The organism is Stenotrophomonas sp. AR029, assembly GCF_047520695.2.
Taxonomy (GTDB): domain Bacteria; phylum Pseudomonadota; class Gammaproteobacteria; order Xanthomonadales; family Xanthomonadaceae; genus Stenotrophomonas; species Stenotrophomonas sepilia.
The window spans coordinates 1-9,160 of record NZ_JAXBQQ020000007.1 but is presented as its reverse complement, the minus strand read 5'-3'; the positions used below and the strand labels follow the sequence as shown (position 1 = coordinate 9,160).

Annotated in this window: 8 protein-coding genes; 2 read left to right on the top strand and 6 right to left on the bottom strand. The window is 66.5% G+C overall.

Annotated features, from left to right (window positions below; genetic code table 11):
* Positions 1–134: 134 nt before the first annotated feature.
* The 5 genes from ACM0PB_RS17595 to pip all read right to left on the bottom strand — a co-directional run bounded on the left by ACM0PB_RS17595 (position 135) and on the right by pip (position 5,773).
* Positions 135–872 (bottom strand): MgtC/SapB family protein, encoded by a 738-nt coding sequence (locus tag ACM0PB_RS17595; RefSeq protein WP_065177730.1) that lies wholly within the window; start codon positions 870–872, stop codon positions 135–137.
* A gap of 31 nt (positions 873–903) precedes the next feature.
* On the bottom strand, positions 904–3,663 hold the full coding sequence (gene mgtA, locus ACM0PB_RS17590; protein ID WP_414604703.1) for a magnesium-translocating P-type ATPase: 2,760 nt from the start codon (positions 3,661–3,663) through the stop codon (positions 904–906).
* Positions 3,664–3,726: 63 nt separating this feature from the next.
* Positions 3,727–4,026, bottom strand: coding sequence for a hypothetical protein (locus ACM0PB_RS17585; protein WP_005416698.1), 300 nt, complete (start codon positions 4,024–4,026; stop codon positions 3,727–3,729).
* A 293-nt stretch (positions 4,027–4,319) separates the two neighbouring features.
* Positions 4,320–4,619 carry an EF-hand domain-containing protein gene (locus ACM0PB_RS17580; RefSeq protein ID WP_065177732.1) on the bottom strand — a complete coding sequence of 100 codons (300 nt, stop codon included), beginning with the start codon at positions 4,617–4,619 and terminating at the stop codon, positions 4,320–4,322.
* 206 nt (positions 4,620–4,825) lie between these two features.
* The gene (gene pip / locus ACM0PB_RS17575; RefSeq protein ID WP_005416696.1) at positions 4,826–5,773 is read right to left on the bottom strand and encodes a prolyl aminopeptidase; all 948 of its coding nucleotides are present in this window, start codon (positions 5,771–5,773) and stop codon (positions 4,826–4,828) included.
* 114 nt (positions 5,774–5,887) lie between these two features.
* Here pip and ACM0PB_RS17570 point away from each other — a divergent pair, with 114 nt between their 5' ends.
* Both ACM0PB_RS17570 and ACM0PB_RS17565 read left to right on the top strand, forming a co-directional pair.
* On the top strand, positions 5,888–6,553 hold the full coding sequence (locus ACM0PB_RS17570; RefSeq protein ID WP_111200966.1) for a TraX family protein: 666 nt from the start codon (positions 5,888–5,890) through the stop codon (positions 6,551–6,553).
* A gap of 460 nt (positions 6,554–7,013) precedes the next feature.
* Complete coding sequence (locus tag ACM0PB_RS17565; RefSeq protein ID WP_069138447.1) at positions 7,014–7,385, top strand: hypothetical protein; 372 nt, start codon at positions 7,014–7,016, stop codon at positions 7,383–7,385.
* Positions 7,386–7,464: 79 nt separating this feature from the next.
* On the opposite strand, the gene ACM0PB_RS17560 is transcribed toward ACM0PB_RS17565, so the two are convergent.
* A complete protein-coding gene (locus ACM0PB_RS17560; RefSeq protein ID WP_414604702.1) occupies positions 7,465–8,853 on the bottom strand; it encodes a phosphatase PAP2 family protein in 1,389 nt (462 codons plus the stop codon).
* Between the last annotated feature and the right edge of the window lie 307 nt (positions 8,854–9,160).

Below are 9,160 nucleotides of genomic sequence, written 5' to 3'. Positions count from 1 at the left end.
GGCCGGCAACCCCGTGATCTCCGGAAGCACCGTGCAGATGCCGGCCAGCGGCCGGCACTACCCCCAGCGGTGGGCATGCCGAGGCGATGCATGGGGCGTCCGCGGATCATCCGGTTGCCGGCCAGCGGCCGGCACTACTCCTCCAGGCTGGCGTTCCAGAACCCCTGCAGCACGCCGGGCGTGGTCGCCAGCGTCGCCAGTACCGCATCCAGTTCGCCGGCATCCACCGTGGTGGCATACAGCACCGCTTCGATTTCCACGTCGCGCTCGCCGAACGGGCGCTGGTCCACCGCGCGCACCGGGTACTGCGCCTGCTCAAGCAGCAGCAACAGCTGGTCCAGTACCTCGGCCTGCTGCTCGCGCTGGCAGACCACGTTGATCGCATAGGTTGCCTCGCTGAACGCTTCCGGCAGCGGCTGCCGCTGGATGCGGTTCACCACCGGCCGCAGCAGGGTGTTGGCGGCCAGCACGAACACCGCGGCGAGCACTGCTTCGGGCAGCAGCTTGATACCGGCACATGCTCCCACCGCCGCCGATCCCCACAGGGTGGCGGCGGTGTTCAGGCCGGACACCTGCGCGCCGTCCTTCATGATCGCGCCGGCACCAAGGAAGCCGACGCCGGAGATCACATAGGCCACCACATGCAGCGGTGACGGTGGACCGCCGTACAGGTCATGGAAGCGCACTGCCAGATCGACGAACACCGCCGCTCCCACCGCCACCAGCGTGTTGGTACGCAGGCCCGCGGTGCGTTGCCGCAGCTGGCGTTCCAGGCCGATGACCGTGCCCAGCACGAACGCCACTGACAGGCTGATCAGCGAGCTGAGCGTGGCACCGGCGTCGAACGCCGGCAGGTTCGGATTGATGTCCATTGTGTTTCTCCCTGGACAAAGCGGCGGGCGCTTACTGCCAGCCGTAACGACGGATGTAGAACCGCTTCAGCGCAGTGGTCAGCACCGCGTAGCCGAACAGGATCGCCACCAGGAACGGCCAGTAGCCGGCCGGCAGCGCCTGCAGCTTGAAGTAGCCGGCCAGCGGGCTCATCGGCAGGGCCACGCCAATGGCCATGATCAGGCCGGTCATCAGCAGCAGTGGCGGCGCGGCGATGCTCTGCAGGAACGGCACCTTCGGCGTGCGGATCATGTGCACGATCAGGGTCTGGGTCAGCAGGCCGACCACGAACCAGCCGGACTGGAACAGGCCCTGGTCGGCCGGCGTGCGTGCATCGAACACGTACCACATCAGCGCGAAGCAGCTCAGGTCGAAGATCGAGCTGATCGGCCCGAAGAACACCATGAAGCGGCCGATGTCCGCCGGGTTCCACTTCAGCGGCTTGCGCACCAGCTCCTCGTCCACGTTGTCGAACGGAATGGCGATCTGCGAGATGTCGTACAGCAGGTTCTGCACCAGCAGCTGCAGCGGCAGCATCGGCAGGAACGGCAGGAAGGCCGAGGCCACCAGCACCGAGAACACGTTGCCGAAGTTGGAGCTGGCGGTCATGCGGATGTACTTCAGCATGTTGTTGAACGTGCGCCGGCCCTGGATGACGCCTTCCTCCAGCACCATCAGGTTCTTTTCCAGCAGGATGATGTCGGCCGCCTCCTTGGCGATGTCCACCGCGCTGTCCACGCTGATGCCGATATCGGCTGCGCGCAGCGCCGGTGCATCATTGATGCCGTCGCCGAGGAAGCCGACCACCTTGCCCTGAGCACGCAGCTCGTGCACCAGGCGCTCCTTGTGCAGCGGCGTCAGCCGGGCGAACACGCGATGGTGGTGCAGCGCCCGCGACAGCGCGCCGTCGTCCATGCGCTCGATCTGCGGCCCGGTCAGGATGGTGTCGGCGTCCAGCCCCACCTGCGCGCAGACACGCGCGGTCACCAGTTCGTTGTCGCCGGTGAAGACTTTGACCTCCACGCCATGCGCGGCAAGCGCCTGCAGCGCCTGCGCGGCCGATTCCTTCGGCGGGTCGAGGAACGCCACGTAGCCGATCAGGGTCAGGCTACATTCGTCGGCCTGCGAATAGGTGGTCTGGCTGGCCGCGGTCTCCTTCATCGCTACCGCAACCACGCGCAGGCCCTGTTCGTTCAGTTCCTCGGTGGTCTGCCTCACCCGCGCCAGGCGACGCTCGTCCAGCGGCATGTCCTGGCCGTTCTCACGCACGGTGCTGCAGACTGCCAGCATCTCTTCTACCGCCCCCTTGCAGATCAGCTCGTGGTGGTCCTCGCGCTCGGAGACCACCACCGACATGCGGCGGCGCTCGAAGTCGAACGGGATCTCATCCACCTTGTGGTAGTCCTGCGACAGCCGCAGCGAACTCTGCAGCTCCACGTGCTCCAGTACCGCACGGTCCAGCAGGTTGATCAGCCCGGTCTGGAAGTGGCTGTTGAGGTAAGCGAACTTCAGTACGTCTTCCGAATCGTGGCCGAACACATCGGTGTGGCGCTCCAGCGCGATCCTGTCCTGGGTGAGCGTGCCGGTCTTGTCGGTGCACAGCACTTCCATCGCGCCGAAGTTCTGGATGGCGTCCAGGCGCTTGACGATCACCTTGCGCCGCGACAGCAGCACCGCGCCCTTGGCCAGGGTGGACGTGACGATCATCGGCAGCATTTCCGGCGTCAGGCCCACCGCCACCGACAGCGCGAACAGGAACGCCTCGGTCCAGTCGCCCTTGGTCCAGCCGTTGATCAGCAGCACGAACGGCACCATCACCAGCGCGAAGCGGATCAGCAGCCAGCTGACACTGTTGACGCCGGCCTGGAATGCGGTGGGCGCACGGTCGGTGGCGGTGCTGCGCTGGGCCAGGGTGCCGAAGTAGGTGCGGTTACCGGTGGCCAGCACAATGGCGGTGGCCGTACCGGACACCACGTTGGTACCCATGAACAGCAGGTTGTGCTGTTCCAGCAGGCCGGCCAGGCCATCGCCCGGGTGCGCGAATTTCTCCACCGGCAGCGACTCGCCGGTCATCGCCGCCTGCGCCACGAACAGGTCCTTGGCGTTCAGCACGCGGCAATCGGCCGGAATCATGTCGCCTGCCGACAGCACGATGTGGTCGCCGGGCACCAGTTCACGGATCGGCAGGTCCAGCAGGCGTGCAGGGCGACGGCTGTGCAGGCGCGCGCCGAAGTACTGGTCTGCCACATCCGCAGCCTCGGTGCCGGGATTGCGGCGCAGCACGCGCGCAGTGTTGCCGACCAGTGCCTTCAGCCGCTCGGCCGCTCGGTTCGAACGACCCTCCTGCACGAAGCGGATCAGCGTGGACAGCAGCACCATCGCACCGATGACGATCGTCGCCTTGATGTCCTCGGTCAGCCAGGACACCGCCGCCAGCACGGTCAGCAGCAGGTTGAACGGATTGCGGTAGCACTGCCACAGGTGCCGCCACCACGGCAGCGGCTTCTCGTGATCCACCTCGTTGGGCCCGAGCGTGGCCAGGCGCTCCCCGGCCTCGTGCGGGCTGAGACCATCGGCATGCGAGCCCAGCGTGGCCAGGAGCTGGGTTTCATTCTGCTGGGCGAGGGTAACCAGGCCGGTGGTGAGCGCGAATGGCGCCGCTTCGGTGCTGCCCGGGCCGAACCCGGCTTCGGGCATCGCACGGCGGCGAAACAGGTTGCCTGCGCGGCGGCTGCGCAGGAAGGCGTTGAACCAGGCGTTGAGCAGGCTCATGGGACGCTCCTCGAATGTCAGAGCCGGCCGCAGCCGGAACACGAACGGAATGGGTGACACAGATCAGGCGTGGCGCATCGCCAGCACCGCCGGTGACCATGGCTGCATGTGCAGCCGCTGGCTGCCACCGATGCACAGCGGCTTCATCGCATCGCGCAGGGGATAGGGCAGATGACGCAGCACAGTGATGCGCTCGCTGATCGGCAGCAGCGACAAGGCGTCGGCCACCACGCGCGGCGAACCGAGCGACAGCGAACGGGCAAACATGACCGGGCCGTATTGCAGCAGCTGGCTGCGCAGGGCGGCAACATCGCGCTCGCCGATCAGGCGGCGCAGGGTGATGTAGAGGATCTTGTAGGACATGGGGGCGATCTCCAGGCAGGCGGCGCCTGGCGGTCCCCCGTCACTCAGGCAGGCAGGGACCGGCGGGCAGGCGCCAGGAACAGGCAACAGGCGGTGATCCGGGGTGCGGCGCACCCGGCAGGGTCGGGGTCCATCTGCGTCTCCATGAGGGAAAGTTGGCAGCCAGGGTTGCCCTGGCCAGTGGTGCTATTGTCCGCCCCTGAATGGGACAGGCCTAGAGACTCGTGGGTTAGCCCGGCTATACCTTGGTATAGCCGGGCATGCACAGCGCCAATCGAGGGTTCAGTGATGGATCAATGCGAAGCGCTGGTCTGCTTGCACACGTCGTACTCGCCACGGGTCAACGTCTTGTCACGGTCGGTATCGCAGGCATGCAGCCGTTCGGCCCAGTCCGGTGCTACCGCATCGACTTCCGCCAGGGTGACGATGCCGTCCTTGTCCTTGTCCAGCGATTCGTAGGCAGGGATGAGCCTTACTTCTGTCACGTCCTCGGCGGCGGTGGCCTTGCTGGCCTCCTGGGGATTGGAACAGGCGCCCAGCAGCAGGCCCGCAGATAGCGAGAGAGCGATGGGAAGGCAGCGATAACCGGTCATGGCGTGCTCCTGGGGAAAGGGCGAACCACCGGTGCGGTGGTCACCGCCGGATCTTCTGCGCGGAGCTGTAAGCGGGCTGCGAAGAATGGGGCCGTGGACCGTTGCCGGTGGGTCGCCATTCACCTGGCCGCGCAGCAGCGATTGCGCGCAGTCGAAGCTACCCTCGAACGGTGGGATGCCGGCCAGCGGCCGGCACTACCATCTGCTCAGAAACGGTCGGCAAAGGCGTCCGTGGCCCGCACCAGCGCATCCACCGTGGCCGGCTCGTTCGCGCTGTGGCCGGAGGTCACCATCTCCAGCCGGGCTTCCGGCCAGGCCTTGGCCAGATCCCACGCACTGCGCGGCGGGCAGATGATGTCGTAGCGCCCCTGCACGATCACGCAGGGCAGGTGGCGGATGCGATCGATATCGCGCAGCAGCTGGTCCGGCTCCAGGAAGATGCTGTTGCGGAAGTAATGCGCTTCAATGCGGGCCTTTGCCAATGTGTCCAGCGGGTCGTCGGTGGATTGCGCATCCACGTCGTGCTGCAGGGTGGCCGCGTTGTCCTCCCAGCCCAGCCAGGCCTGCGCGGCTTCGATCCGGATCGCCACATCCGGGCTGTCCATGCGGCTCCAGTAGGCTGCGATCATGTCGCCGCGCTCGGCTTCCGGAATGTAGGCCTCATAGCGGTCCCAGCGCTCCGGGAAGATCCAGCGCGCACCGCCGTTGGCTTCGGCGAACCAGCGGTTTTCCATTTCGCGGCCGAGGAATACGCCGCGCACGATCAGGCCGGTGGCGCGCTCGGGATGTGCCTGTGCGTAGGCCAGTGACAGGGTCGACCCCCAGGAGCCGCCATAGACCAGCCAACGCTCGATGCCCAGGTGCTCACGCACCTTCTCGATGTCGGCCACCAGGTCCTGCGTGGTGTTGTCGCGCAGCTCGCCGAACGGGGTGGAGCGGCCGCTGCCACGCTGGTCGATCAACACAATGCGGTAGCGTGCCGGATCGAAGAAACGGCGATGGGTGGGTGAAATGCCCGCGCCTGGGCCGCCGTGCAGGTACACCACCGGAATGCCGTCCGGTGTGCCGCACTCTTCGACATGCAGCGTGTGCAGATCGCTCACCGGCAGGGTGAACTCGCGGTAGGGTTCGATGGCGGGGTACAGGGTACGCATGGCAGGTGTCTCACAAGCTGGGGCGGCCAGCATAGTGCCGCCACCTGCGGGCTGCAGCGACGGGCTCCTGCGCGGCGCTGGAAATGGGTTGGCCGATGCGCATAAGCTTCCGCGATGCAAGCGACCACGACCGGGACGTCAACCTTCAACTTCACCCTCTGCAGCGGCGCGCGCGAGCTGCTGAAGTGGATCGCACTGCTGGCCATGACCGGTGATCACGTGGCCAAGGTGGTCTTTGGCGGCTACGTACCGGTGGTCAGCGAACTGGGGCGCATTGCCTTCCCGCTGTTCGCGCTGGTGATGGCCTGCAACCTGGCCCAGCCCGGGGCCGACCTGCGCAAATCGATACGCCGGCTCGCGTTGTGGGGGCTGATCGCGCAGCCATTGCACGCATTCGCGTTTGGTTCCTGGCTGCCGCTCAACATCCTGCTGACCTTTGCCCTGGCTGCGGTGGCCGTTCATGCGCTGGCGAACCATCGGCCCGTTCTGCTGTTGCTGGCTGCCGGCGTGCTGCCGATGTTTGTGGATTACCAGTGGGCGGGTGTCGGCTGCGTGCTGCTGGGATGGATCGCGTTCAGGCATCGCGCGTGGTGGCTGCTGCTGGTCGGGCTCGCAGCGGTGTGCTGGGCGAACCACAACGGCTGGGCATTGCTGGCCGTACCGGTGGTGCTGCTGGCCGCGCGGGTGACATGGCCACTGCCGCGCTGGCGGTGGGTGTTCTACGGGTACTACGTGGGACATCTGGCGGTGCTGGCGTTGATTGCACATCTGCTTGCGTAATGTCGGAACTGGCGTGTCGCGCGTCTTGAAAGCCGGATGCGGTCAAGGAACGCATGGTGCCGATGCAGGTGAAGCCAGGCGCCATCGGCATGGTGCAAGTTGTTGAATTTCGGCTCGATTGTCGATATGCGACAATGCTGCCACTGCGTGAACGTTGCTGTCTTTGCACGTGGGTTGTTGGCGCCTGCCACCCCGTTGTGCACATGATGGGGTGCCGCCGGAAAAGGGTGGCCGGGGCCTGGAAACCCCGTTGGTCGCGTGTAGTTTGCGCACGCCAGCCGGCGCCGCTTTGTGCGGTGCCGGCTGGCAATTCGCCCGTGCTTTATGGCGGGCGGTGCGTGGAGGTGGGCGATAGCCCACCTGCCGGTTAGTGCTTACGCGACCGCCGGATTTCCAGCCACGTACCGTCCGCCGCCTTTGTTAAGGGCGGTGGCACCGTAGCCTTGTACGGAGACTTGCCATGAACCCTTCGGACATTCCCCCTCTGCGCACCCAGTACGCCCCGGCCAACGCCGATGAAGGCGAGGAAGCGAGCGCAACGCCCGACCCCAACAACCTGATCGCGCTGCTGCACCAGATCGGCCGCGGCGTGGCCGCGGACGGCCAGCCTTGGCCCGAGCGTCACCAGCTGCCGGGCCGTTGCCTGGCGCTGGCCGACAGCGATGGCGCCCTGGCCGGCCTGCGCATCATCAACGAGATCCTGCTGGCCGCCGAGCGCGCCCGCCAGAACGGCGGCCCGGAGCACTACGTGGGCGACCGCGTGATGGAAGGGCTGAAGCTGGCCGCGCTGGCGCTGACCAACCACGCCATCTTCCGGCTGCACCCCGAGTAGATCCACGCCATGCGCGGATGCTGTTCATACAGAGCCGGACAAAACGCAGCGGAGCATGGCTCGGCGCCATGCGTGGACGCTACCGCGGGTACCTCAGCGGCCACGACGCGGCAGCCGCACTGGCACCCCACGCCACCCACGCGCCCAGCCCCACGTAGTCCAGCGCCTGCAGGCCGGCCGCAAGCACGAACGGTTCGGCGCGCTGTGCCATCGGCAGGCATACGCCACCCAGCACCAGCAGGCCGGCCAGCAGCCATGCTGCCGAGCCCATCGACGCTCGCTCCCGGGTTGCACGCGGCAGCACCGCGCAGGCGGCTGCTACGCAGAACGGCAATAGCAGCGGCAGGGCCTGCCAGGCCACACCCACGGCCAGGCTGACGCAGGCAATGGCAGCCCAGCAGATCCGCTCGCGCACCGCCGGGTGTTCGTGGCGTGCCAGCGATGTCCCCAGCGCATGGATTCCCGCCGCGATCGCACTACCCAACAGCAACCCTGCAGCAACATCGCTCCAATAGTGAACCCCCAGCCAGACCCGGGCCATTCCAGCGATCACCCCGGCCAGCAGCGCGATACCCAGCACTGCCGAGCGTTTGAACCTTCCGGTGATGTGTTGGCGTGCCAACAACCACAGCGCGACCAGCACGAAGAAGCAGGTGGCGCTGGTGGTGTGTCCGCTGGGCAGGGAAGGGCCGGCGGCACCGGCCAGGCTGAGCGTGGCGTCGAAGCTGAAGGGGCGTGGCACCGGTGCGAAGACCTTGATGCTCTGCACGGCCAGCGTGACCACCATCAACGCCATCAGCATCAGGCGGGATGCCTGCGCGCCGAACGCAACCCACAACACGGGCATTGCCAGCAGATAGAACCAGAATTCGCCCAGGACGTTGCCAATCATCGCCAGCCCGCGCACCGGCCACTGCTGGGTGCGCTGCACGCAATCCAGTTCCGCTTGGCGGAAGGCCGAGGCGGCCCCGAAGCGCGCGACGGGGCGTACTTCACTCTCGGCTACTGCGTGCAGCCGCTGATACGCGCGCTCCAACTGCTGCGGGAAACGCGTGCGCAGTGTACGCACCTCGTCGCGGCTGACCCAGCGCGCCTGGATGATCTCCCGCCCGAGGTGCGGCGCATCCAGCACATTCACCGCATTGCCGTGCACCTGGACGGGTTCGAGGGCACGGCAGGCGAATACATGCACACCCAACTTGTCGTCCAGCAGGTCGGTGGTGGCGACGGCAAGCCCGGTTTCTTCCAGCGCTTCGCGGGCAGCGGTCTGTTGCGGCAATTCACCGTGTTCTGCCGTTCCGCCAGGCAGCTGCCAGCGCGAGGTGACATCCTGCACCAGCAGCAGGCGCTCACCCGAGCGCATGACACAGATCGAGGCGGCGGTTGCCAGCGAGGGTACGAGAAGGAGTGTTGCGAGCAGCACATGTCGCAACGACGTGGTGAACGAAGGAAAGGCTGGAAGGCGCATGGCACCACCGCGTGAGGAGGGTCACGCCGATGGTGGAGTCCGGCCGGGAAGGACACTATCGGATTCGTACGAACCCGACAGTGCGCTTTTGTAGATCTACGCCCTGCGTGGATGCCGATCGCGGATTGCCTGACGATCCGTAGAGCCGTGCCCGCGCTCGGCTCCTCGGACCAGACGGAACCTTGCATGGCTCAGCGCTACAGGAACAGCGCTGTGCGGGCGTACTGCGAGAAAAGACAATCGCGATGGCGCATGTCTTGTTTGGCTGGTTGCAGCTTTCGTACTGCGGATGGATTTGCAACAAGTT

Coding starts and splice junctions, on each gene's coding strand:
- ACM0PB_RS17565 (WP_069138447.1), top strand. CDS start 7,014: ATGAACCCTTCGGACATTCCCCCTCTGCGCACCCAGTACGCCCCGGCC.
- pip (WP_005416696.1), bottom strand. CDS start 5,773: ATGCGTACCCTGTACCCCGCCATCGAACCCTACCGCGAGTTCACCCTG.
- ACM0PB_RS17570 (WP_111200966.1), top strand. CDS start 5,888: ATGCAAGCGACCACGACCGGGACGTCAACCTTCAACTTCACCCTCTGC.
- ACM0PB_RS17595 (WP_065177730.1), bottom strand. CDS start 872: ATGGACATCAATCCGAACCTGCCGGCGTTCGACGCCGGTGCCACGCTC.
- mgtA (WP_414604703.1), bottom strand. CDS start 3,663: ATGAGCCTGCTCAACGCCTGGTTCAACGCCTTCCTGCGCAGCCGCCGC.
- ACM0PB_RS17560 (WP_414604702.1), bottom strand. CDS start 8,853: ATGCGCCTTCCAGCCTTTCCTTCGTTCACCACGTCGTTGCGACATGTG.
- ACM0PB_RS17580 (WP_065177732.1), bottom strand. CDS start 4,619: ATGACCGGTTATCGCTGCCTTCCCATCGCTCTCTCGCTATCTGCGGGC.
- ACM0PB_RS17585 (WP_005416698.1), bottom strand. CDS start 4,026: ATGTCCTACAAGATCCTCTACATCACCCTGCGCCGCCTGATCGGCGAG.